The 22,887-nt window shown below is 64.0% G+C and carries 20 protein-coding genes; 18 read left to right on the forward strand and 2 right to left on the reverse strand.

What is annotated here, in order from left to right:
* Positions 1 to 45: 45 nt before the first annotated feature.
* Together AC1D09_RS08505 and AC1D09_RS08510 are read right to left on the reverse strand one after the other, a co-directional pair.
* Positions 46 to 1,305, reverse strand: a complete 1,260-nt coding sequence (locus AC1D09_RS08505) for a D-amino acid dehydrogenase (RefSeq protein WP_477662707.1) — start codon at positions 1,303 to 1,305, stop codon at positions 46 to 48.
* Between the two features lie 127 nt (positions 1,306 to 1,432).
* Positions 1,433 to 2,785, reverse strand: a complete 1,353-nt coding sequence (locus AC1D09_RS08510; RefSeq protein WP_477662708.1) for an amidase — start codon at positions 2,783 to 2,785, stop codon at positions 1,433 to 1,435.
* Positions 2,786 to 2,954: 169 nt separating this feature from the next.
* Here AC1D09_RS08510 and rpsB point away from each other — a divergent pair, with 169 nt between their 5' ends.
* From rpsB to carB, 18 genes are all read left to right on the forward strand, one after another.
* Entirely contained in the window at positions 2,955 to 3,704 is a 750-nt protein-coding gene (gene rpsB / locus AC1D09_RS08515) for a 30S ribosomal protein S2 (protein WP_413329170.1), read from the forward strand.
* A 125-nt stretch (positions 3,705 to 3,829) separates the two neighbouring features.
* The gene (tsf, locus tag AC1D09_RS08520; protein ID WP_477662709.1) at positions 3,830 to 4,744 is read left to right on the forward strand and encodes a translation elongation factor Ts; all 915 of its coding nucleotides are present in this window, start codon (positions 3,830 to 3,832) and stop codon (positions 4,742 to 4,744) included.
* 63 nt (positions 4,745 to 4,807) lie between these two features.
* The gene (gene pyrH, locus AC1D09_RS08525) at positions 4,808 to 5,518 is read left to right on the forward strand and encodes a UMP kinase (RefSeq protein WP_036838012.1); all 711 of its coding nucleotides are present in this window, start codon (positions 4,808 to 4,810) and stop codon (positions 5,516 to 5,518) included.
* 48 nt (positions 5,519 to 5,566) lie between these two features.
* Positions 5,567 to 6,127: a ribosome recycling factor gene (gene frr, locus AC1D09_RS08530; RefSeq protein ID WP_007866405.1), complete on the forward strand. Its 561-nt coding sequence runs from the start codon at positions 5,567 to 5,569 to the stop codon at positions 6,125 to 6,127.
* 27 nt (positions 6,128 to 6,154) lie between these two features.
* The gene (gene uppS / locus AC1D09_RS08535; RefSeq protein WP_477662710.1) at positions 6,155 to 6,895 is read left to right on the forward strand and encodes a polyprenyl diphosphate synthase; all 741 of its coding nucleotides are present in this window, start codon (positions 6,155 to 6,157) and stop codon (positions 6,893 to 6,895) included.
* Complete coding sequence (locus tag AC1D09_RS08540) at positions 6,895 to 7,755, forward strand: phosphatidate cytidylyltransferase (protein WP_477662711.1); 861 nt, start codon at positions 6,895 to 6,897, stop codon at positions 7,753 to 7,755. The genes uppS and AC1D09_RS08540 overlap by 1 nt, the downstream gene beginning before the upstream one ends.
* A gap of 7 nt (positions 7,756 to 7,762) precedes the next feature.
* Complete coding sequence (gene ispC, locus AC1D09_RS08545; RefSeq protein WP_477662712.1) at positions 7,763 to 8,950, forward strand: 1-deoxy-D-xylulose-5-phosphate reductoisomerase; 1,188 nt, start codon at positions 7,763 to 7,765, stop codon at positions 8,948 to 8,950.
* A gap of 1 nt (position 8,951) precedes the next feature.
* Positions 8,952 to 10,328 carry an RIP metalloprotease RseP gene (gene rseP / locus AC1D09_RS08550; protein WP_477662713.1) on the forward strand — a complete coding sequence of 459 codons (1,377 nt, stop codon included), beginning with the start codon at positions 8,952 to 8,954 and terminating at the stop codon, positions 10,326 to 10,328.
* Positions 10,329 to 10,341: 13 nt separating this feature from the next.
* On the forward strand, positions 10,342 to 12,639 hold the full coding sequence (bamA, locus tag AC1D09_RS08555) for an outer membrane protein assembly factor BamA (protein WP_477662714.1): 2,298 nt from the start codon (positions 10,342 to 10,344) through the stop codon (positions 12,637 to 12,639).
* Complete coding sequence (locus AC1D09_RS08560; protein ID WP_007866425.1) at positions 12,639 to 13,145, forward strand: OmpH/Skp family outer membrane protein; 507 nt, start codon at positions 12,639 to 12,641, stop codon at positions 13,143 to 13,145. Before bamA ends, AC1D09_RS08560 begins: the two co-directional genes overlap by 1 nt.
* Before the next feature lie 49 nt (positions 13,146 to 13,194).
* The gene (lpxD, locus tag AC1D09_RS08565; protein ID WP_477662715.1) at positions 13,195 to 14,256 is read left to right on the forward strand and encodes a UDP-3-O-(3-hydroxymyristoyl)glucosamine N-acyltransferase; all 1,062 of its coding nucleotides are present in this window, start codon (positions 13,195 to 13,197) and stop codon (positions 14,254 to 14,256) included.
* Positions 14,253 to 14,693 (forward strand): 3-hydroxyacyl-ACP dehydratase FabZ, encoded by a 441-nt coding sequence (gene fabZ / locus AC1D09_RS08570; RefSeq protein WP_007866435.1) that lies wholly within the window; start codon positions 14,253 to 14,255, stop codon positions 14,691 to 14,693. The genes lpxD and fabZ overlap by 4 nt, the downstream gene beginning before the upstream one ends.
* A 31-nt stretch (positions 14,694 to 14,724) precedes the next feature.
* Positions 14,725 to 15,537, forward strand: a complete 813-nt coding sequence (gene lpxA / locus AC1D09_RS08575; RefSeq protein ID WP_477662716.1) for an acyl-ACP--UDP-N-acetylglucosamine O-acyltransferase — start codon at positions 14,725 to 14,727, stop codon at positions 15,535 to 15,537.
* 5 nt (positions 15,538 to 15,542) lie between these two features.
* The gene (gene lpxB / locus AC1D09_RS08580; protein ID WP_477701009.1) at positions 15,543 to 16,745 is read left to right on the forward strand and encodes a lipid-A-disaccharide synthase; all 1,203 of its coding nucleotides are present in this window, start codon (positions 15,543 to 15,545) and stop codon (positions 16,743 to 16,745) included.
* On the forward strand, positions 16,717 to 17,334 hold the full coding sequence (gene rnhB, locus AC1D09_RS08585; protein ID WP_477662718.1) for a ribonuclease HII: 618 nt from the start codon (positions 16,717 to 16,719) through the stop codon (positions 17,332 to 17,334). The genes lpxB and rnhB overlap by 29 nt, the downstream gene beginning before the upstream one ends.
* Before the next feature lie 8 nt (positions 17,335 to 17,342).
* On the forward strand, positions 17,343 to 18,137 hold the full coding sequence (locus tag AC1D09_RS08590) for a TrmH family RNA methyltransferase (RefSeq protein WP_477662719.1): 795 nt from the start codon (positions 17,343 to 17,345) through the stop codon (positions 18,135 to 18,137).
* Positions 18,138 to 18,402: 265 nt separating this feature from the next.
* Complete coding sequence (gene carA, locus AC1D09_RS08595) at positions 18,403 to 19,584, forward strand: glutamine-hydrolyzing carbamoyl-phosphate synthase small subunit (RefSeq protein WP_477662720.1); 1,182 nt, start codon at positions 18,403 to 18,405, stop codon at positions 19,582 to 19,584.
* Positions 19,577 to 22,807 (forward strand): carbamoyl-phosphate synthase large subunit, encoded by a 3,231-nt coding sequence (gene carB / locus AC1D09_RS08600; RefSeq protein WP_477662721.1) that lies wholly within the window; start codon positions 19,577 to 19,579, stop codon positions 22,805 to 22,807. The genes carA and carB overlap by 8 nt, the downstream gene beginning before the upstream one ends.
* Positions 22,808 to 22,887: the final 80 nt, after the last annotated feature.

Raw genomic sequence — 22,887 nt, forward strand, 5'->3', positions numbered from 1 at the left:
GCCCGATTGTGCGGCCGCGGGCGCAAAAAGCCCGACGGGCCGGGTTCAAGCCAGGCGCGCGACGCCCAGGCCTTCCATGTCGATGTCGGTGTTTTTGCCGGCCATGAGGTCGGCCAGCGCGCGCGCGCTGCCGCAGCTGAGCGCCCAGCCGCTGGAGCCATGGCCCAGGTTGAGCCAGAGGCCGGGGATGCCGCTGTCGCCGATGACGGGCGGCCCGTCGGGCAGCATGGGGCGCGCGCCTTTCCATTCCTGCACGCTGGAGCCGGTGTTGGAGAGCTGGGCCGCGCCGGGAAACCAGTCGTGCAGAACCTTGTAAAGGGTTTGCAGCGAGGCGGCGCGCTTGTTGTCCAGCGATCCGCCGATTTCGGCGCTGCCGGCCACGCGCACGCGGTTGCCCATGCGCGAAATCGCAACTTTGTAGCGCTCATCCATCAGCGCGCTGCGCGGCGCGTTCAGGGGTTCGCGAATCGGCGCGCTGATGGAGTAACCGTAGACCGCTGCCATCGGGATCTTCAGGCCCAGCGGCCGCAGGAGCTGCGCCGAGGCCAGGCCCGCGCACATGACCACTCGGTCGAAGCCGCGCGGCGTGCTTTCACCGACGATGGCCAGGCTGGCGGGTTGCGCCTGCTCCAGCCGGGCCACCGTGGTGTTGAACTCAAAATTCACGCCCAGGCGCTGGGCCTCGTTCTTCAGCAGCAGCGCGAACTGCCGGCAATTGGCGACCTCGTCGTTGGGCAGGTGCACGGCGCCCAGGAAGGGTGTGTCGGGGTTCAGGGCCGGCTCGATCTTGAGGACCTCCTCGGGGCCGATTTCCTTGAAGGCCACGCCCGCGTCGCGCAGCACCGCCAGGCCGGGTTGCACCAGCTTGCTGTCTTTTTCGGAACGCAGCAGCACCATGTAGCCGGGGCTGCCGTCGTATTCGAGCTGGAGCTCGGCCGTCAGGTGGTGCAGCCTTTCGCGGCTGTAAAAAGCCAGGCGCTGCATGCGGGCGCGGTTGGCCAGGTAGGTGTCCAGCTTGCAGGCGCGAAACCACTGCCACATCCACGCGAGTTCGCCGGCCGACAGCGGCAAGCCGAGCTTGACCGGGGCGTGGCGGCTGAACAGGTGGCTGAGGACCTTGCGCGGCATGCCGGGCGCGGCCCAGGGCGTGACGTAACCGGGCGCGACCAGGCCGGCGTTGGCAAAGCTGGTTTCCTCGGCCGCCGCGCCGCGGCGTTCGAACACCGTGACCTCGTGGCCGTCCAATGCCAGTTCGTAGGCGGTGGTGATGCCGATGATGCCGGCGCCAATGACGGCGATCCTCATGCGAAAGCTCCGCGACGGCATGGCGTGGATGCGGGGCGTTTGGGGCGGGAAATCTTGTGGTGCATTGTTTTTTTTATGGATGAGCAGGCCGCGAGCCCGATCAGGAGGGAAGAGGGGTTTGCGGCGGTTATTGTTGTAGCGACTGCGCCAGGGCGGTTTCCACTTGCAGGGCCAGGTCCAGCACCACGTCGTCATGCAGGGCCGCATGCCACAGCATCAGGCCCACGGGCAACTGGCCGGGCGTGTGGCAGGGCAGGGAAATCGCGCAGCCGTCGAGCATGTTAACCACCGAGGTGTTGCGCAGCAAAAGGCCGTTGACCCTGAAAAACTCGGTGTCGTCGTTCAGCAAACCGGCGATGGGTGGCGCGACCAGAGGCACGGTGGGCGACAACACGGCGTCAAAGCCGTCCAGGCGCGCTTCCATGCGGCCTATCCAGTCCTTGCGCGCCGCCAGCAGGTCGATGTAGTCGGCCGCGCTCATGCCGGCGCCGCGCAGTATGCGCAGCGCGACACGCGGGTCGTAGCCGGCCTGGCGCTCGGCGATCAGCTTGCGGTGCCAGGCGTAGCTTTCGGCCGCCGACAGGCCGCCGGTGGCGTTGATGGCCGCCAGCTCGGTGATTTCCCCGAGCGGGATTTCCACGATCTTCGCGCCGGCCTCGCGCAAGACCTGCAGGCTGCGCTCAAAGGCCTGGGCCACCGTGCGGCTCAGCGCGTCCTGCATCAGCGTGCCGGCCACGGCCAGTCGGTATCCGGACAGGGGCTTGCCGGTCAGCCCGACCTGGCGCGCCGCCAGCACCTCGTGCACGGTGATGGCATCGCGCACCGAGCGCGTCAGGGCGCTCACGGTGTCCAGGCTGGTCGACAGCGGCAGGGCGCCCGCGGTCGGCACCAGGCGGGCCGTGCTTTTGAAGCCGACGATGCCGCACAGCGCCGCGGGAATGCGGATGGAGCCGCCCGTGTCCGAGCCCAGGCCTACCAGGGCGGCGCCGGTGGCCACCGACACCGCCGCGCCTGACGAAGAACCGCCCGGGATGCGCGCCGTGGCCGGGTCGGCCGGATTGGCGGGCGTTCCGTAATGCGGGTTGATGCCCACGCCCGAAAAGGCGAACTCGACCATATTGGTGCGGCCCACCAGTGCCGCGCCGGCGGCCCTGAGCCGGGCCACCGCGGGGCAGTCGGCCTGGGCCGGGGCGGCTTGCGCCAGCACGTTGGAGCCGGCGGCGGTGACCTGGCCGGCCACGTCGAACAGGTCCTTGATGGACACCGGAATCCCGGCAAGCGCCAGTCCGGCATCGCCGGAGGGCGTGTTTTTGAGCGTTTCAGCCGGGTTTGCCGGCGAACCGGGCATAAAAACATGGCGGCAGGCCTCGCTCTGCGCGGCCAGGGCGGCCTGCGCCAGGATGTCCGTGGTTTGCACATGGCCTTCCTGGAGTGCCAAGCGGGCGGCATGGAGGTCGCCGGGGAAGGGGGGCTGGCTCATGGGATGGGAGGGGGCTCAGGAGAGGAGGGCGGAGGGATGTTATACTCGACAGGCTTTGCAAATGACGATTTTGTTGTTTGCAATGCAAATCGCAAATCAGCCACCCAAGGTGTTGTCCCGACAAGGGCGATAAGCGCTGATTTTAGACACAACCTTTTGGAGTATTTTTATGTCGACCACTATGCGCGAAATGCTGGAAGCAGGCGTTCATTTCGGACACCAAACCCGCTTCTGGGACCCCAAGATGGCCCCCTACATCTTCGGCCATCGCAACCGTATTCACATCATCAACCTGGAAAAATCGCTGCCGATGTACCAGGAGGCGATGAAGTTCGCCAAGCAGCTGTCCGCCAACCGCGGCACCATCCTGATGGTGGGCACCAAGCGCCAGGCCCGCGAAATCGTCGCCACCGAAGCCAAGCGCGCCGGCGTTCCCTATGTTGACCAGCGCTGGCTGGGCGGCATGCTGACCAACTTCAAGACGGTCAAGACCTCGATCAAGCGCCTGAAAGAGATGAAGGCCCAGCAGGAAGCCGGCCTCGAGTCCATCAGCAAAAAAGAACAGCTGACCTTCAAGCGCGAAATCGAAAAGCTTGAAAAGGACATCGGCGGCATCCAGGACATGAACGCCCTGCCGGACGCCATCTTCGTGATCGACGTGGGTTTCCACAAAATCGCGATTCTGGAAGCCAAGAAGCTCGGCATCCCCCTGATCGGCGTGGTTGACTCCAACCACTCGCCCATCGGCATCGATTACGTGATCCCCGGCAACGATGACTCCTCCAAGGCTGTGGCGCTGTATGCCCGCGGCATCGCCGACGCGATCCTGGAAGGCCGCGCCAACGCCGTGAACGACGTTGTCAAGGCGGTTTCCGCCGAGAGCTCGGACGAGTTCGTGGAAGTGGACAACGCAGCCTGATAGTTTTCGGCTCTGCGCCAGACGCGAAAAAGGGGCTCGCGTAGCCCCTTTTTCACAACTTAAACATCAAGAAGGGGTGGGCCCTGTCGGCCCGTCCCCGTGAACACGATAAACGGAGAATCAAAATGGCAATTACTGCAAGCATGGTCGCTGAACTGCGCGCCAAGACCGACGCCCCGATGATGGAGTGCAAGAAGGCGCTGACCGAGGCCGAAGGCAATTTCGAGAAAGCCGAAGAAATCCTGCGCGTCAAGCTCGGCAGCAAGGCCGGCAAGGCCGCTTCCCGCGTCACCGCCGAAGGCGTGGTGGCTGCGCATCGCGAAGGCGATGTGGGCGCGCTGGTTGAAGTCAACTGCGAAACTGACTTCGTGACCAAGAACGACAGCTTCCTGGCTTTCACCAAAGGCGTGGTCGAAGGCATCGTCAAGAACAACCCAGCCGACGTGGAAGCCGTGGGCGCCATGCCCCTGTCGCTGGACGGTTTCGGCCCCACGGTCGAAGACGTGCGCAAGGGCCTGATCGGCAAGATCGGCGAAAACATGAGCGTGCGCCGCTTCAAGCGTTTTAGCGGCAGCAAGCTGGCTTCTTACCTGCACGGCACGCGCATTGGCGTGGTGGTGGAGTTTGAAGGCGACGAAGCCGCCGCCAAGGACGTCGCCATGCATGTGGCTGCGATGAAGCCCGTGTCGCTGTCCAGCGCCGAAGTTCCCGCCGAACTGGTTGCCAAAGAGCGCTCGGTGGCCGCTGCCAAGGCCGCTGAAGATGCCGCCAAGGCCCAGGCCGAAGGCAAGCCCGTGCAATCCGCTGAAATTGTTGCAAAGCGTATCGAAGGCGGCGTGCAAAAATACCTGAAGGAAGTCAGCCTGTACAACCAGACTTTCGTCAAGAACGACAAGCAGACCGTCGAGCAGATGCTCAAGGAAAAAGCGACCACGATCAAGTCCTTCACGCTGTACGTGGTGGGCGAAGGCATCGAGAAGAAGGTCGACGATTTCGCCGCCGAAGTCGCCGCCCAGGTCGCAGCCGCCAAGGCCGCTTAAGCACTCAGCCTAGCCGGAAGGCCGCTAAACTCCCCTTCACTTCAACCACAGAAAGCCCCTCACATGCCAGCCTACAAGCGAATCTTGTTAAAACTGTCAGGTGAGGCCTTGATGGGGGACGATGCCTTCGGCATCAACCGCGCCACCATCGTGCGCATGGTGGAAGAAATCGCCGAGGTCACCCGCATGGGTGTCGAGGTGGCGGTGGTGATTGGCGGCGGCAATATTTTCCGCGGCGTGGCGGGCGGCTCGGTCGGCATGGACCGCGCCACCGCCGACTACATGGGCATGCTGGCCACCGTGATGAATGCCCTGGCTTTGGGTGACACCATGGACAAGGCCGGCCTCATCGCCCGCGTGATGTCGGCCATCGGCATTGAGCGTGTGGTCGAGCCCTATGTCCGCCCCAAGGCCTTGCAGTACCTCGAAGAGGGCAAGGTCGTTATTTTCGCGGCCGGCACCGGCAATCCTTTTTTCACCACCGACACGGCGGCAGCGCTGCGCGGCGCCGAGATAGGCGCCGAGATCGTGCTCAAGGCCACCAAGGTCGACGGTGTGTACACTGCGGACCCCAAGAAAGACCCGAAGGCCACGCGCTACACCAACATCACCTTTGATGAAGCCATGGGCAAAAACCTCGAGGTCATGGATGCCACCGCCTTCGCGCTGTGCCGCGACCAGAAGCTGCCCATCAAGGTGTTCAGCATCTTCAAGCACGGCGCGCTCAAGCGCGTGGTACAGGGAGAAGACGAGGGAACGCTGGTTCACGTCTGAGCCTGCAGGGCTTGCTTTTTTTCGCCATAAAAATCCGGAGATCCGACCATGAGCATTGCTGACGTCAAGCAGCTGGCAGAGCAAAAAATGCTGCAGTCCATCGACTCGTTCAAGAACGGCCTGACCAAGATCCGCACCGGCCGCGCCAACCCCGGCCTGCTCGACACCGTGCATGTCGACTACTACGGCTCCATGGTGCCGATAAGCCAGGTTGCCAACGTGTCGCTGCTCGACGCGCGCACCATCAGCGTCTCGCCCTGGGAAAAGGGTATGGGCGCCAAGATTGAAAAAGCCATTCGCGACTCTGACCTCGGGCTCAACCCCGCGGCGCAGGGCGACCTGATCCGCGTCCCCATGCCGCCCATGACCGAAGAGCGCCGCAAGGAGCTCACCAAGGTCGTGCGTTCCGAGGGCGAGCACGCCAAGGTCGCGATCCGCAACCTGCGCCGCGATGCCAACGACGGCATCAAGAAACTGGTCAAGGAAAAGCTCGCATCCGAGGACGATGAGCGCCGCGCCCAGGACGACATCCAGAAGTTCACCGACCGTTTCATTGCCGAAGTCGACAAACTGGTCGCCGGCAAGGAACAAGACATCATGGCGGTTTGACGCTTCAGCGTCTGGCCTGAATTGTCCATGGCCACCACCTCCCATCCGGTCCCGCACCACATTGCCATCGTCATGGACGGCAATGGCCGTTGGGCGACCAAACGGTTTTTACCCCGCATCGCAGGCCACAAGCAGGGCGTTGATTCGCTGAGCCGTTGCGTGCGCGCCTGCCTGGAGCGCGGCATCGGCGTGCTGACGGTGTTCGCGTTCTCTTCGGAAAACTGGAACCGGCCTTCCGAAGAGGTGTCGGGGCTGATGGAGCTGCTGGCCCTGTCGCTGGCCAAGGAAGTGCCCAGCCTCAATGAAAACGGCGTGCAACTGCACTTCATCGGCGACCGTGAGCGGCTCTCCGACAAGGTCAAGGCCGGCCTGGCAAAGGCCGAAGGGGATACCTCTGCCAACAGCCGGCTGGTTTTGAATGTCTGCTTCAACTACGGCGGCCGCTGGGACATCGCGCAGGCCGCGCAGAAGCTGGCCAGCCGCGGCGAGGCCATCACCGAGCTGTCGCTGGACCGGGCCATGGCGATGGCGCACGTGCCCGACCCGGACCTGCTGATACGCACGGGCGGCGAACTGCGCATCAGCAACTTCCTGCTGTGGCAGGCGGCCTATTCGGAGCTGCATTTTTCCGACAAGCTCTGGCCCGAGTTCGATGAGGCCGCACTGGATGAGGCGATTGCCGTTTTTCGCACCCGCGAACGGCGCTTTGGCCAGACCTCCGCGCAGGTCAGCGGCCAGGGCAACAACCACAATGCAAAGGCGGCTTGATGCTTAAACAGCGTGTCATCACGGCGATTGTCCTGCTGGCCATCCTGCTGCCCGCACTTTTTTACTCCACCTCCCAGCCCTTTTGCGCCGTGGCGCTGCTGCTGATCGCAGCGGGTGCCTGGGAGTGGGGCCGGCTCAACGGCTACGGGCAGGGCGTTTCGCTGGGGCTGGGCCTTGTGAGCGTGGCGGCCTGCGCGCTGTCCTGGTACGCCGGCTTGCTGGATAAGTCCTTGCCCATGCTCTGGGCCGCCGCCGGCGCCGCCTGGGTGCTGGCCGGCGGCTGGTTGCTGCGCAAGGGCGTGGCCGGCTGGCCGCACATTCCCAAGGCACTGCGGCTTACTGCGGGGCTGGTCGCGCTGTGGCTGGCCTGGCTGGCCGTCGCCCAGGCGCGTGTCGCCGGTATCAATTTCCTGCTGTCCGTGCTGCTGCTGGTCTGGGTGGCCGATATCTTTGCCTACTTCGCCGGGCGCACTTTCGGCGGCCGCTTCAGCAAGGGCAAGCTCGCGCCTTCGATCAGCCCAGGCAAAAGCTGGGAAGGCGTCTGGGGCGGCATGGCCGGCGTGGTCGCGCTGTCGCTCGCCTGGGCCTATGCGGGCACCGCTTCGGGCGGCGCCGGCTTTTGGGGCGAGGCCACGCTTTACAGCCGGCTGGTAGCCAACCACGGTTTGTGGGTCATGCTTTTGGCGGTCATTTTCCTGGCAGCCATGAGTGTGGTGGGCGACCTGGTCGAATCGCTGATCAAGCGCAGCGCGGGCGTCAAGGACTCCAGCGGCCTGCTGCCCGGCCACGGCGGGGTGCTGGACCGCGTTGACGCCCTGCTGCCCACGTTGCCCCTGGCGATGATGCTGGTCACCCTTTAAGTCCGCCATGTCCTTCAGCAAGCAGCGCATCACCGTTCTGGGCTCCACCGGGTCCATAGGCGTCAACACGCTGGACGTGATCGCGCGCCATCCCGAGCGTTTTGAAGTGTTCTCGCTCAGCGCGGCGACCCAGGTCGACCTGATGCTGGCCCAGTGCGCCCAGTTCAAGCCGCGCTATGCCGTGATGGCGAGCGAGCCGCATGCCCGCCAGCTCGCCGACAAGGTCAAGGCCCACCAGTTGCCCGTGCAGGTGCTGTCGGCGCCCGATGCGCTGGAAATGATCGCCTCGCATGAGTTGGTGGACACCGTCATGGCGGCCATCGTGGGTGCGGCGGGCCTGGCGCCCTGCATGGCGGCGGCCCGCACGGGCAAACGCCTGCTGCTGGCCAACAAGGAAGCGCTGGTGGTAGGCGGCGAAGTCTTCATGCAGGCGGTGCGCGCCGGCGGCGCCAAGCTGCTGCCCATAGACAGCGAGCACTCGGCCATCTTCCAGTCCCTGCCGGAAGACGCCACGACCTGGGGCGAGCGCGTCGAAAAAATCATCCTGACCGCTTCCGGCGGGCCCTTCCGCACGCGCGACGCCGCCAGCCTGCGCCATGTCACGCCCGACGAGGCCTGCGCTCACCCGAACTGGGTGATGGGCCGGAAAATCTCGGTCGACTCGGCCACCATGATGAACAAGGCCCTGGAGGTGATCGAAGCGAAGTACCTGTTCGGCCTGGCGCCGCAGCAGATCGAGGTCGTGATCCATCCCCAGAGCATCATCCATTCCATGGTCCAGTACCGCGACACCTCGGTGGTGGCGCAGCTCGGAACGCCCGACATGCGCGTTCCCATCGCCTACGGCCTGGCCTGGCCGGACCGGGTGGTGTCGGGGGCCAAGGCCCTGGATTTCAGGTCGCTGGCCACCATGACCTTCGAAGTGCCCGATGATGCGCGCTTCCCGGGGCTGCCGCTGGCCTGGGAGGTGCTGAACGGCCCCGTGGGCAGCACCGCCGTGCTCAATGCGGCCAATGAGGTGGCCGTCGCCGCCTTTCTTGAAAAACGCATACGTTTTGACCATATTCACCATGTAAATCACGCAACTTTGGAGGCCCTGGCGCCCTCAGAGGTAAGTGATATTGAAGGTCTGCTCGGTCTGGATGGGCAGGCTCGCCGCCTTGCCCTTCGCATTGCCGGACAACTGGAGCCCTGACATGCTGACCCTGGTTTCTTTCGTTGTGACGCTGGGAATCCTGATCGCCGTGCACGAATACGGACACTACCGCGTGGCCGTGGCCTGCGGCATCAAGGTCCTTAAGTTTTCGATTGGATTCGGCAAGCCGATTTACAGCTGGAAGCTCAAGAACAAGTCCACCGAGTTTTCCATCGGCATGCTGCCCCTGGGCGGCTACGTCAAGATGCTGGACGAGCGCGAAGCGCCCGTCGACCCGGGCGAGCGCCACCTGGCCTTCAATACCCAGCCGCTGAAATCGCGTGCCGCCGTGGTGGCGGCAGGCCCGGCGGCCAACCTGCTGCTGGCCGTGCTGCTGTACGCCATCCTCAACTGGAGCGGCCTGCAGGAGCCCAAAGCCGTGCTCGCCAGTCCCGTGGCCGGATCGCTCGCGGAAAAAGCCGGCCTGCGCGGCCAGGAAACAGTGGCGCAGGCGGCTTTTGAAGGCGATGAACTCCAGGACGTCCGCTCTTTTGAGGACTTGCGCTGGCGCCTGACCCAGGGCGCACTTGACGGCCGTGACCTCACACTGGTGCTGGGCGCAGACACAGCCGGCGCCGGGCAAATGGTGCGTTTGCCGCTCAGTCGCCTGGGCGCTCCCGAAGCCGATGCCCAGCTGTTCCGCAAAATCGGCATCCTGGGGCCCTGGACCCGCCCCGTGATCGGGGATGTCATGCCCGGGGGCGCGGCCGAAAAATCCGGCCTGCATGCCGGCGATGTGGTGGTACGCATTGGCGATACCGCCATCGTGGACGGCCAGCATTTGCGTGAAACCATACGGACCTCGGTTCCGGTTTCCAGCACGGGCGGGGCTGCGGTAGCGCCCCAGAACTGGCAGGTCGTTCGCGCCGGCCGGACGCTGGCGCTGCAGGTCACCCCGGAGCTCAAGACCGTGAACGGGACGCTGGTGCCCCGTATCGACGCCTATGTGGGGACCGCGCCTGAACTCGTGACGGTGCGCTACGGCTTTGTTGACGGCCTGTGGCAAGGGGCGGTGCGCACCTGGCAGGTGTCCGCGCTCACGCTGCGCATGATGGGGAAAATGCTGACCGGCCAGGCCTCGCTCAAAAACCTCAGCGGGCCGCTCACGATTGCCGACTATGCGGGTAAATCGGCGAGCCTGGGCTGGAGCTATTACCTGACCTTCCTGGCGCTGATCAGCGTGAGCCTGGGCGTCCTGAATTTACTCCCGCTGCCGGTTCTGGATGGGGGGCACCTGATGTATTATCTTTGGGAGGGGATCACTGGCCGAGGCGTGTCTGACGCCTGGATGGACCGGTTGCAGCGCGGTGGCGTTGCGATCCTGCTGGGCATGATGTGTGTTGCCCTGTTTAACGATGTCACCCGGCTCTTGGGCTAATTCCATACATTTCATGCAAAAACAAATAAATCGCTTCAAAGTTCGCGCAGTTTGCGCCATAGCCGCCGGTCTTTTTGCAGCCAGCACCGCCTGGGCGGTTGACCCTTTCACGGTGCGAGACATTCGGGTTGAAGGTTTGCAGCGCGTGGAGCCTGGAACCATTTTTGCGTCGCTTCCCTTTCGTGTCGGCGAAACCTACAACGACGACAAGGGCTCAACCGCCATTCGCGCGCTGTTCGGCCTGGGTCTGTTCAAGGACGTGAGGCTGGAAGTCAGCGGCGACGTGCTGGTGGTGATTGTGGAAGAGCGCCCGACCGTGGCCGACGTGGATTTCGTCGGAACCAAGGAATTCGAAAAGGACGCGCTGAAAAAAGCGCTGCGCGAAGCGGGCGTCGCCGACGGCCAGCCTTTCGACAAGGCGCTTGCCGACAAGGCCGAGCAGGAGCTCAAGCGCCAGTACATCAACAAGAGCCTGTACGGCGTCGAGGTGATCACCACCGTCACGCCGATTGAGCGCAACCGCGTCAACCTGACCTTCAGCGTGGTGGAGGGCGAGGTCGCGAAGATCAAGGAAATCCACATCACCGGCAACAAGGCGTTCAGCGAGTCCACGCTGCTGGGCCTGTTTGACCTGGACACCGGCGGCTGGCTCAGCTGGTACACCAAGTCCGACCGTTACTCGCGCACCAAGCTCAATGCCGACATCGAGACCCTGCGTTCCTACTACCTGTCGCGCGGCTATCTGGAATTCAAGGTCGACTCGACCCAGGTTGCGATCTCTCCCGACAAACAAAGCATTGCCATCACCGTCAATGTGAGCGAAGGCGAGCGTTTTGTGGTGTCGGGCGTCAAGCTCGAAGGCAATTACCTCAACAAGGAAGAAGAGTTCAAGACCCTGGTGAAGATTGAACCGGGCGAGCCCTACAACGCCGACCAGGTGGCCGAAACCACCAAGGCCTTCACCGACTATTTCGGTACCTTCGGATTTGCGTTTGCGCGCGTCGAGGCGGTGCCCGAGATCGACCGCAGCAACAACCGCGTGGCCTTTGTGATCCAGGCTGACCCCTCCCGCCGCGCTTATGTGCGCCGCGTGAACGTGGCCGGCAACAACCGCACGCGCGACGAAGTCGTGCGCCGCGAGTTCCGCCAGTTCGAGTCGTCCTGGTATGACGGCGACAAAATCCGCCTTTCGCGCGACCGCGTGGACCGCCTGGGCTACTTCACCGACGTCAACATAGACACGCAGGAAGTCCCCGGCACCCAGGACCAGGTCGACGTGACGATGAGCGTGACGGAAAAGCCCACCGGCAACCTGCAGCTCGGCGCGGGTTACTCCAGCGCGGACAGCGTCTCCCTGCTGTTCGGCATCAAGCAGGAAAACGTCTTCGGTTCGGGCAATTACCTGGGTGTTGAGATCAATACCAGCAAGTCCAACCGCCAGATTGTGCTGAGCACCATAGACCCTTATTTCACGGCCGACGGCATTTCGCGCACGATCGACGTTTATGACCGCACCTCCAAGCCGCTTTCCGGCCAGGGCGGTGATTACAGCCTGAAAACCCGCGGCGCCAGCATCCGTTTCGGGGTGCCGTTCACCGAGAACGATACCGTCTATTTTGGCAGCGGTTACGAGCAATTGACCATTGTTCCCGGCACCAATCTGCCGGCCAGCTACCAGACCTATGCCAATCAATTTGGTTACAAAAGCGACTCGATTCCCCTGACGATCGGCTGGTCCCGCGACAGCCGGGACAGCTCCCTGGTTCCCACCACGGGCCGCTACCAGCGCGTGTACGGCGACTGGGGTGTGGCCGGCGACATCAAGTTCGTGCGGGCCAATTACCAGATCCAGCAGTACATTCCACTGAACAAGCAGTTCACCGTCGCCCTGAATGGCGAGTTCGGCTGGGGCAAGGGCCTGAACGGCCAGCCCTATCCGCTGTTCAAGAACTACTACTCGGGCGGCCTCGGATCGGTGCGCGGTTTCGAGCAGGGCTCCCTGGGCCCGCGCGATGCGTCCGACCTGGCCATTGGCGGACCGAAAAAACTGACCCTGAACGCCGAACTGGTCGCACCGTTTCCGGGCGCGGGCAATGACAGAACCCTGCGTTTGTTCGGTTTTGTCGACGCCGGCAACGTGTTCGGGGAAAAAGAGCAATACAAGCTGAATGACCTGCGTGTCTCAACCGGCGTCGGCATCAGCTGGATTTCCCCGTTGGGGCCTTTGCGGCTCGCCATTGCCACGCCCCTGCGTAAAAAGCCAGGCGATAGAATAGAGCGGTTGCAATTCCAAATCGGTACATCTTTCTAATGAAGCATCTTTCACACAAAATTTTCCTCGGCCTTGTTGTCGCGTTGGCGGGCTTCTCCGCGAGCGCGCAGGAGTTCAAGGTTGGTGTCGTCAATCTGGACCGGATTTTCCGCGAAGCCAATTCCGCCAAAGCCGCCCAGACCAAGCTCGAGCAGGAATTCAGCAAGCGTGAAAAAGAGCTGAACGACCTGGCGAACCAGCTCAAGACGCTGTCCGACAAGTTTGAGCGCGAGGCGCCCACCCTGGCCGAAAGCCAGCGCAACACGCGGCAAAAACAGCTGGTGGACCAGGACCGGGATTTCCAGCGCAAGCGCCGCGAATTCCAGGAAGACCTGAACACCCGCAAGAACGAAGAACTCCAGCAGGTGATTGAGCGTGCCAACAAGGTCGTGAAAACCCTGGCTGAAACCGAAAAGTACGACCTGATCCTTCAAGAGTCGGTGTACGTCAACCCCAAACACGACATCACCGACAAGGTGATCAAGGCGCTGAACGCTGCCCGTTGATGGCGGGGGTGTTCACCACGACCACCATCGCCAAAACGGCAGGCGCAGTGTGACACTCCGTCTTGCCGATATCGCCCAGTTCCTCGCCGGCCTCAATGCCGAATTGATCGGCGACCCGGGCCTGCAGATTGAGCGGCTCTCCACCCTGGAGGCCGCCGGCCCCCAGGACCTGAGCTTCCTCAGCCATCCCAAATACCTGGCCAAGCTGGCGCAGTCCGCGGCGGCCTGCGTCATCGTGGCGCCGGCCGCGCGGCAGGCCGCTGTGTCCCGGGGCGCCTGCATCGTGGTGGACGACCCCTATCACGCCTTCGCGCTGGTCACCCAGCTCTGGAAGCAGCGGCATGCCCCGCAGGCCGCGCCGCAGATTCACCCCAGTGCCTTTATTGATCCCACGGCTTCGCTGGCCCCCGGCGTGTCGGTGGGCGCGTTTGCCTGCATAGGGGAGGGCGCGGTCATAGGCGAGGGCGCCCGCATCGCCGAGCACTGCGTCATCGGCAGGGGCGCGCAGGTCGGCACCGGCAGCCGCCTGTCGGCGCGCGTCACCCTGGCGGACGGTTGCCGCATGGGTGCGCGCTGCATTGTGCACCCGGGCGCAGTGATAGGCGCCGACGGTTTCGGTTTCGCCTTGCACCAGGGGCAATGGGTCAAGATAGAGCAACTGGGCAGCGTGTTGATAGGCGACGACGTGGAAATCGGGGCCAACACCTGCATTGACCGCGGTGCCCTGCAGGACACCGTGCTCGAAGACGGCGTCAAGCTCGACAACCTGGTGCAGATCGGCCACAACGTGCGGGTGGGCAAGCACACCGCCATGGCGGGCTGCGCGGGTGTGGCGGGCAGCGCCACCATAGGCGCCCACTGCACGGTGGGCGGCGGTGCCATCGTGCTGGGCCACCTGAGCCTGGCCGACCATGTGCATGTGTCGGCGGCGTCCGTCGTGACTCGGTCTATCCTCAAGCCTGGAAATTACACCGGGCTCTTTCCCATCGACGACAATGCTGTCTGGGAAAAAAATGCCGCGACCCTCAAGCAGCTCCACACATTGCGCGAGCGCCTGCGGCTGGCTGAAAAAGCCATTCTGAACTCTGGACACATTGAAGAAAAATCATGATGGATATCCACCAAATTCTCAAGCAGCTTCCGCACCGCTATCCCATCCTGCTGGTGGACCGCGTACTCGAAATTGAAAAAGGCAAAAGCATCAAGGCGCTCAAGAACGTCACGATCAACGAGCCGTTTTTTATGGGCCATTTCCCGCATCACCCGGTCATGCCCGGTGTGCTGATGCTCGAGGCCATGGCGCAGGCCGCCGCCTTGCTGGCCTTTGAAACCCTGGGCGTGACGCCCGACGACAAGACGGTGTATTACTTCGCGGGCATAGACGGCGCGCGCTTCAAACGCCCCGTCGAGCCGGGCGACCAGTTGATCATGGACGTCACCCTGGACCGCATGAAGGCCGGTATTTTCAAATTCAAGGGCGTGACCCGCGTCGGCGACACCGTCGCCTGCGAGGCCGAACTGATGTGCACCATGCGCACCATTGCGTGAGCCGGGCCGTGACCATCCAGGCGAGCGCGACATGACAGCATCCCCTCACGCGCCGGGCATACACGCCACGGCCATCGTGGACCCGCAAGCCCAGCTCCATGAGTCGGTGAGCGTCGGGCCCTACACCATCATCGGGCCGCACGTGAAGATAGGCGAGGGCACCACCGTCGGCGCGCACTGCGTCATCGAAGGCCACACCACCATAGGCCGTGACAACCGCATTTTCCAGTTCAACTCGCTGGGCGCGATTCCGCAGGATAAAAAATACGCCGGCGAGCCCTGTGAGCTGGTCATTGGCGACCGCAACACCATCCGCGAGTTCTGCACCTTCAACATCGGCTCGCCGGGCGACACCGGCGTGACGCGCGTGGGCAACGACAACTGGCTCATGGCCTATGTGCACCTGGCGCATGACTGCTCGGTCGGCAACAACACCATTTTTGCCAACAACTCCCAGCTGGCCGGCCATGTGCATGTGGGCGATTGGGTGATCCTGGGCGGCTTTACCGTGGTCCACCAGTTTGTCAGGCTGGGTGCGCACAGCATGACGGCCATGTGCTCGCTGCTGTTCGCCGACCTGCCGCCTTTTGTCATGGTGCAGGGCCAGCCCGCCGAAGCACGCTCCATGAACTTCGAAGGCTTGCGCCGGCGGGGGTTTTCGCCCGACCGTATTTCCGCCGTCAAGGCCATGCACAAGGCCTTGTACCGTGACGACCTCACGCTGGAGCAGGCGCGCGCGCGCATTGCCGAACTGACCGGGAAGCATCCGGAGGCTGCGCCTGATGTGCAGATGATGCTCTCCTTCCTGGAGCACACCTCGCCGCAACGCGGCATCGTCCGGTAAGGCCTATGTCTCTCGAGACCAGCCCTCTGCCAGTCCGTGGAGAGGCTGGCGGCCCCACGGCAAGGCCCCAGGTGGCCATGGTCGCCGGGGAAACCTCCGGCGATCTGCTGGCGGGCTTGCTGCTTGACGGCCTCAAGGCCCGCTGGCCGGCGTTGTCTTCCAGCGGCATAGGCGGCACGCAGATGGCCAGGCGCGGGTTTGAAGCGGCGTGGCCCAGCGAAAAGCTGGCCGTGCGCGGTTATGTCGAGGTGCTGCGCCACTACCGCGAGATCGTCGGCATACGCGAACAGCTCAAACAGCGCCTGCTGGCACAGCGTCCCGATGTTTTTGTCGGTGTGGATGCACCCGATTTCAACCTGGACCTGGAGGCCGCGCTGAAAGCCCAGGGCATCAAGACCGTGCATTTCGTCTGCCCCTCCATCTGGGCCTGGCGCGCCGACCGCGTCGAAAAAATCCGCCGCAGCGTGGACCACGTGCTGTGCATCTTTCCCTTCGAGCCGGCCCTGCTGGCCGCCCACGGCATCGCCGCGACCTATGTTGGCCATCCGCTGGCCAACGTCATTCCCCTGCAGCCCGACCGTGCCGCCGCCCGGCGCGCGCTGGGCTTGCGGGATGAGGACACCGTGATTGCCATCCTGCCGGGCAGCCGGAAGTCGGAAATCCAGTACCTGGCCCGCAGGTTTTTCGCGGCCGCCGCCCTGATCCGGCGCGCGCAGCCGGCCGTTCGCTTCGTTGTACCCGCCATTCCCGCCTTGAAGGCCGCCATCGAACGCATCGCGGGCGAAGCCGGCATGCGGGACCAGCTGCAAATTCTCGAAGGCCAGTCGCACACCGCGCTGGCCGCCTGCGACTTCACGCTGATCGCCAGCGGCACCGCCACGCTGGAGGCGGCGCTGTTCAAGCGGCCCATGGTCATCGCCTACAACATGAACTGGCTGTCCTGGCAGATCATGCGGCGCAAAAAACTGCAGCCCTGGGTGGGCTTGCCCAATATCCTGTGCCGCGACTTTGTGGTGCCCGAGTTGCTGCAGGACCAGGCCAGCCCCGAAGCGCTGGCCGCGTCCGTCCTGCAGTGGGTGGAGGCAAAATCGTCGGCACCTGACAAAATAGCGGCTGTCGAGCAACGATTCGCCGCGCTGCATACCGAACTGCGGCGGGATACTTCAACATTAGCGACCGATGCGATCCAGCAAATTCTTGAAAGCTGAGCAAACCGCGCTGTCCTGGGACATTCCCGGGCTGGTGGCCGGTGTTGACGAAGCGGGGCGCGGCCCCCTGATGGGGCCGGTCGTGGCCGCCGCCGTCATTCTTGACGAGTTGAACCCGATCAAGGGGCTGGCCGACTCCAAAAAGCTCACGGCCCTGCGCCGCGAACGGCTCTATGACGAAATCCGCGCCAAAGCCCTGTGCTGCTCGATTGCCCAGGCCAGCGTGGAAGAAATCGACAGCATCAACATCCTGCAGGCCACCATGCTGGCCATGAGGCGCGCGGTGGAGGGCCTGCGCCTGAAACCCAACAAGGTGCTGGTCGACGGCAATCGCCTGCCGACGCTGGCGATTTTGTCGGAAGCCATTGTGGGCGGCGATGGGCTGGTGCCCGCCATCTCGGCGGCCTCCATCCTGGCCAAGGTGCACCGTGACCGCTGGTGCGCCGAGTTTCACCTGGAATACCCGCAGTACGGCTTTGCCGACCACAAGGGTTACGGCACGGCCGAGCACCTGGCCGCTTTGCGCGAGCACGGCGCCTGCCCGCAGCACCGCAAGTCCTTCGCGCCGGTGGCCGAGGTCCTGCGGTGAGTTCAGGCTTGGCCCCCTCCGGCGGGGCGTCCACCGAAGCCACGCACCTCACCTCGCGCGACAACCCGCTGATCAAGGACTTGCGCAAGCTGTCCCAGGACAGCACGGCCTACCGCAAGCAGGGGCGCGTCTGGCTGGAAGGCGACCACCTGTGCCGCGCGGCGCTGGCGCGCGGACTCAAACCTGCGCTGGCCGTTTTCGCCGAGTCTTATTGGCCCGCGGCACCCGCGGAATTTACGCGGGCGGCGGCCAAAAGCATCGTGATCCCCGACGCCTTGCTGCCCGAGATCAGCGGCCTGGAGTCGCCCGCGCGCATGGGTTTTGTCCTGGGCCTGCCCGCAGTGGCCGGCCTGCGGCCCAATGCGGCCTCGGTGATCCTGGACCGGGTGCAGGACGCCGGCAATGTCGGCTCCATCCTGCGCAGCGCGGCGGCCTTTGGTTTCGGTCAGGTCATCGCCCTCAAGGGCACGGCGGCGCTGTGGTCGCCCAAGGTGCTGCGCGCCGGCATGGGCGCCCACTTTGCCCTGCAGCTGGTGGAAGGACTGGAGCCCGAGGCCCTGGCGTCCCTGGCGGTGCCCATCGTCGTCACCAGTTCGCACCACGGCGGCTTTTTGCACCAGCAAAAACTCCCCATGCCCTGCGCCTGGGCCATGGGCCACGAAGGGCAGGGCGTCAGCGACGAGCTGATGGCCAGGGCGGCGCTCAAGGTCCGCATAGACCAGCCGGGCGGCGAAGAGTCTCTCAATGTCGCCGCCGCCGCCGCGATTTGCCTGTACGCAAGTTCGTCGGTGAAGAACTCTTAATTCCAGCCGGGGCCGCGGAACTGGCTTTGCCAGGCCGCAGGCGCAGCGGCCCCTCTCGTGATGAAAGGGGCAGGGAGATGCCGCAGGCTCACGCAGTGAGCGACCGTGGGGGCCACGGCCTAGGCTATAATCAGTGGCTTTTCAAAACACAGCTTCGCCCGAGCGCATACAAAGCCACCACCCTCTCAAAAGCAGCCTGCAAGAGTCTTGACCGAGACGTATCTTGTGCACGCTTGGGCGAACCGTAACCAACCCGGAGAACCCAGTGCTTTTGTCTCTACAGGGAAACACCCCTCACGCCATCCTGGCGCTCGCAGACGGCACGGTCTTTATCGGCAATTCGATTGGAGCCGCGGGCTCCACGGTCGGCGAAGTGGTGTTCAACACCGCGATGACCGGCTACCAGGAAATCCTCACGGATCCGAGCTACTGCCAGCAGATCGTCACCCTCACGTACCCGCACATCGGCAACTACGGCGTCAATGCCGAAGACGTCGAGGCCGAAAAAGTCCACGCCGCGGGTCTGATCATCAAGGACTTGCCGCTGCTGGCCTCGAATTTCCGCAAATCCATGACCCTGTCCGAATACCTGGTCAAGGAGAAAACCGTCGCCATCGCCGGCATAGACACGCGCCAGCTCACGCGTCTGCTGCGCACCAAGGGCGCGCAAAACGGCTGCATCCTGGCCCTGCCCGCGGGCGAGGCGGTGAGCCAGCCCGCGATCGAAAAAGCCATCGCGGCCGCCCGCGGCGCGCCCAGCATGGCCGGCCTGGACCTGGCCAAGGTCGTCTCGGTCAAGCAGACCTACGAATGGACGCAGACCGAGTGGAAACTCGGCGCGGGCTACGGCGTGCAGATCACGCCCAGGTTCCACGTCGTGGCCTTCGACTTCGGCGTGAAGAAAAACATCCTGCGCATGATGGCCGAGCGCGGCGCGCGCATCACCGTGGTGCCGGCGCAAACCCCCGCCGCCGACGTGCTCAAGCTCAAACCCGACGGCATCTTCCTGGCCAACGGCCCGGGCGACCCGGAGCCTTGCGACTACGCGATCACCGCGGTGCGTGAACTGATCGAAACCGGCATCCCGACCTTCGGCATCTGCCTGGGCCACCAGATCATGGCGCTGGCCAGCGGTGCCAAGACCTTCAAGATGAAGTTCGGCCACCACGGCGCCAACCACCCGGTCAAGGACCTGGACAACGGCCGGGTCAGCATCACCAGCCAGAACCACGGTTTTGCGGTCGATGAGAAAAGCCTGCCCGCCAACCTGCGGCCCACGCACGTCAGCCTGTTCGACGGAACGCTGCAGGGCCTGGCCCGCACCGACAAGCCGGCGTTCTGCTTCCAGGGCCACCCGGAAGCTTCGCCCGGCCCGCACGATATTTCATACTTGTTTGACCGTTTCACCGCGCTGATGGAACAGGCCGGGGAGAAGAAGAATGCCTAAGCGCACAGACATCAAAAGCGTCCTCATCATAGGCGCCGGCCCCATCATCATCGGCCAGGCCTGCGAGTTCGACTACTCCGGCGTGCAGGCCTGCAAGGCGCTGCGCGAAGAGGGCTACAAGGTCATCCTGATCAACAGCAACCCCGCCACGATCATGACCGACCCGGCCACCGCCGACGTCACCTACATCGAGCCCATCACCTGGCAGACGGTTGAAAAAATCATCGCCAAGGAGCGTCCGGACGCCATCCTGCCGACCATGGGCGGGCAGACCGCGCTCAACTGCGCGCTGGACCTCTGGCACAACGGCGTGCTCGACAAGTACAAGGTCGAGCTGATTGGCGCCAAACCCGAGGCCATCGACAAGGCCGAAGACCGCCTGAAGTTCAAGGATGCGATGACCAAGATCGGACTGGGTTCGGCCCGCTCCGGCATCGCGCACAGCATGGACGAAGCCTGGGCCGTGCAAAAGAGCGTCGGCTTCCCCACCGTGATCCGCCCCAGCTTCACGCTGGGCGGCACCGGCGGCGGCATCGCCTACAACTCCGAAGAATTCGAAGTCATCTGCAAGCGCGGCCTCGAAGCCTCGCCCACCAATGAGCTGTTGATCGAGGAATCGCTGCTCGGCTGGAAAGAGTACGAGATGGAAGTCGTGCGCGACACCGCCGACAACTGCATCATCGTCTGCTCCATCGAAAACCTGGACCCGATGGGCGTGCATACCGGCGACTCCATTACCGTCGCCCCGGCCCAGACGCTGACCGACAAGGAATACCAGATCCTGCGCAACGCCTCGCTGGCCGTGCTGCGCGAGATCGGCGTGGACACCGGCGGCTCCAACGTGCAGTTCTCCATCAACCCGGTCGACGGCCGCATGGTGGTGATCGAAATGAACCCGCGCGTCTCGCGTTCCTCGGCGCTGGCCTCCAAGGCCACGGGCTTCCCGATCGCCAAGGTCGCGGCCAAACTGGCCGTGGGCTACACGCTGGATGAGCTGCGCAACGAGATCACGGGCGGCGCCACCCCCGCGAGCTTCGAGCCCAGCATCGACTACGTGGTCACCAAGATTCCGCGCTTCGCGTTTGAAAAATTCCCGGCCGCCGATTCGCGCCTGACCACGCAGATGAAGTCCGTCGGCGAGGTCATGGCCATGGGCCGCACCTTCCAGGAGTCCTTCCAGAAAGCGCTGCGCGGCCTGGAAGTCGGCGTGGACGGCATGAACGAGAAAACCCAGGACCGCGAGGTGCTCGAGAAAGAACTCGGCGCGCCCGGCCCGGACCGCATCTGGTACGTGGGCGATGCTTTCGCACAGGGCATGAGCGTCGACGAAGTGTTCGCGCTGACCAAGATCGACCCCTGGTTCCTCATCCAGATCGAGCAGATCGTCAAGATCGAGCTGGAGCTCGAAACCACCTCGCTCGACAAGATTGACGCCGTCACGCTGCGCGCACTCAAGCAAAAGGGCTTTTCCGATCGCCGCCTGGCCAAGCAGCTCAAGACCACCGACACGGCCATCCGCGAAAAGCGCCGCGCGCTGGGCGTGCGCCCGGTCTACAAACGCGTGGACACCTGCGCCGCAGAGTTCGCGACCAACACCGCCTATATGTATTCGACCTACGAGGCCGAGGGCAGCGAATGCGAAGCCGCGCCCACCGACAAGAAAAAAATCATGGTGCTGGGCGGCGGGCCCAACCGCATCGGGCAGGGCATCGAGTTTGACTACTGCTGCGTGCACGCTGCGCTGGCCATGCGCGAAGACGGCTACGAGACCATCATGGTCAACTGCAACCCCGAGACCGTCTCCACCGACTACGACACCAGCGACCGCCTGTATTTCGAGCCACTGACGCTGGAAGACGTGCTCGAGATCGTCGACAAAGAGAAGCCATTGGGCGTGATCGTGCAGTACGGCGGCCAGACGCCTTTGAAGCTGGCGCTGGACCTCGAAGCCAACGGCGTGCCCATCATAGGCACCTCGCCCGACATGATCGACGCGGCCGAAGACCGCGAACGTTTCCAGAAGCTGCTGCACGAATTGAAGCTGCGCCAGCCGCCCAACGCCACGGCGCGCACCGAGCCCGAAGCACTCGAAAAAGCCGCCGCGCTGGGCTACCCCCTGGTCGTGCGCCCCAGCTACGTGCTGGGCGGCCGCGCCATGGAAATCGTGCATGAGCAGCGCGACCTCGAGCGTTATATGCGCGAAGCGGTCAAGGTCAGCCATGACTCGCCCGTGCTGCTGGACCGTTTCCTGAATGACGCCATTGAATGCGACGTCGACTGCCTGCGCGACCCCGAGGGCCGCACCTTCATAGGCGGCGTGATGGAACACATCGAGCAAGCCGGCGTGCACAGCGGTGACTCGGCCTGCTCGTTGCCGCCGTACTCGCTGAGCGCGGAGACCGTCACCGAAATCAAGCGCCAGACCGCGGCCATGGCTGAGGCGCTGACGGTGGTGGGCCTCATGAACGTGCAGTTCGCGATCCAGAACATCGATGGCAAGGACGTGATCTACGTGCTGGAAGTCAACCCGCGCGCCTCGCGCACCGTGCCCTTCGTCAGCAAGGCCACCGGCATCCAGCTGGCCAAGGTGGCGGCGCGCTGCATGGTCGGCCAGTCGCTGGCGTCCCAGGGCATCAAGGACGAAGTCACGCCGCCTTACTTCAGCGTCAAGGAAGCGGTCTTCCCCTTCGTCAAATTCCCCGGCGTGGACACGATTCTCGGCCCCGAGATGAAATCCACCGGCGAGGTCATGGGCGTGGGCAAGACCTTCGGCGAAGCCTTCGTGAAGTCCCAGCTGGGCGCGGGCACCAAGCTGCCGACTTCGGGCAAGGTCTTCCTGACCGTCAAGAACAACGACAAGCCGCGTGCCGTGGAAGTCGCGCGCGCGCTGGCCGCGCAGAAGTTCGAGCTGGTGGCCACCAAAGGCACGGCGGCCGCCATCCAGGCGGCGGGCATTGCCTGCACCGTGGTCAACAAGGTCACCGAAGGGCGGCCGCACGTGGTGGACATGATCAAGAACAACGAGATTGCCCTGGTCATCAACACCGTCGAAGAGCGGCGCAACGCGATCACCGATTCGCGCCAGATCCGCACTTCGGCGCTGCTGGCCCGCGTGACGACCTACACCACGATTGCCGGCGCCGAAGCGGCCGTGGAGGGCATGAAGTACCTGGATAACCTGCCGGTCTATTCCGTGCAGGAACTGCACGCCCAGTTGGCCTGAAAGGGCCTGAAAGCCCGGGCCCGGCCACCGGTTTTTCCCGGATTTCGCCGAGCCCGATTTGCATTAAACTTGTTTCATTG

It is taken from the genome of Polaromonas sp. P1_A2 (genome assembly GCF_056406895.1).

What these genes read in the sequence shown, in the direction of transcription:
- pyrH (WP_036838012.1), top strand. Translation starts at nt 4,808, where the DNA reads ATGCCAGCCTACAAGCGAATCTTGTTAAAACTGTCAGGTGAGGCCTTG.
- lpxA (WP_477662716.1), top strand. Translation starts at nt 14,725, where the DNA reads ATGACAGCATCCCCTCACGCGCCGGGCATACACGCCACGGCCATCGTG.
- rseP (WP_477662713.1), top strand. Translation starts at nt 8,952, where the DNA reads ATGCTGACCCTGGTTTCTTTCGTTGTGACGCTGGGAATCCTGATCGCC.
- AC1D09_RS08510 (WP_477662708.1), bottom strand. Translation starts at nt 2,785, where the DNA reads ATGAGCCAGCCCCCCTTCCCCGGCGACCTCCATGCCGCCCGCTTGGCA.
- fabZ (WP_007866435.1), top strand. Translation starts at nt 14,253, where the DNA reads ATGATGGATATCCACCAAATTCTCAAGCAGCTTCCGCACCGCTATCCC.
- bamA (WP_477662714.1), top strand. Translation starts at nt 10,342, where the DNA reads ATGCAAAAACAAATAAATCGCTTCAAAGTTCGCGCAGTTTGCGCCATA.
- AC1D09_RS08560 (WP_007866425.1), top strand. Translation starts at nt 12,639, where the DNA reads ATGAAGCATCTTTCACACAAAATTTTCCTCGGCCTTGTTGTCGCGTTG.
- AC1D09_RS08540 (WP_477662711.1), top strand. Translation starts at nt 6,895, where the DNA reads ATGCTTAAACAGCGTGTCATCACGGCGATTGTCCTGCTGGCCATCCTG.
- lpxB (WP_477701009.1), top strand. Translation starts at nt 15,543, where the DNA reads ATGTCTCTCGAGACCAGCCCTCTGCCAGTCCGTGGAGAGGCTGGCGGC.
- AC1D09_RS08505 (WP_477662707.1), bottom strand. Translation starts at nt 1,305, where the DNA reads ATGAGGATCGCCGTCATTGGCGCCGGCATCATCGGCATCACCACCGCC.
- rpsB (WP_413329170.1), top strand. Translation starts at nt 2,955, where the DNA reads ATGTCGACCACTATGCGCGAAATGCTGGAAGCAGGCGTTCATTTCGGA.
- ispC (WP_477662712.1), top strand. Translation starts at nt 7,763, where the DNA reads ATGTCCTTCAGCAAGCAGCGCATCACCGTTCTGGGCTCCACCGGGTCC.
- rnhB (WP_477662718.1), top strand. Translation starts at nt 16,717, where the DNA reads ATGCGATCCAGCAAATTCTTGAAAGCTGAGCAAACCGCGCTGTCCTGG.
- uppS (WP_477662710.1), top strand. Translation starts at nt 6,155, where the DNA reads ATGGCCACCACCTCCCATCCGGTCCCGCACCACATTGCCATCGTCATG.
- tsf (WP_477662709.1), top strand. Translation starts at nt 3,830, where the DNA reads ATGGCAATTACTGCAAGCATGGTCGCTGAACTGCGCGCCAAGACCGAC.
- frr (WP_007866405.1), top strand. Translation starts at nt 5,567, where the DNA reads ATGAGCATTGCTGACGTCAAGCAGCTGGCAGAGCAAAAAATGCTGCAG.
- carB (WP_477662721.1), top strand. Translation starts at nt 19,577, where the DNA reads ATGCCTAAGCGCACAGACATCAAAAGCGTCCTCATCATAGGCGCCGGC.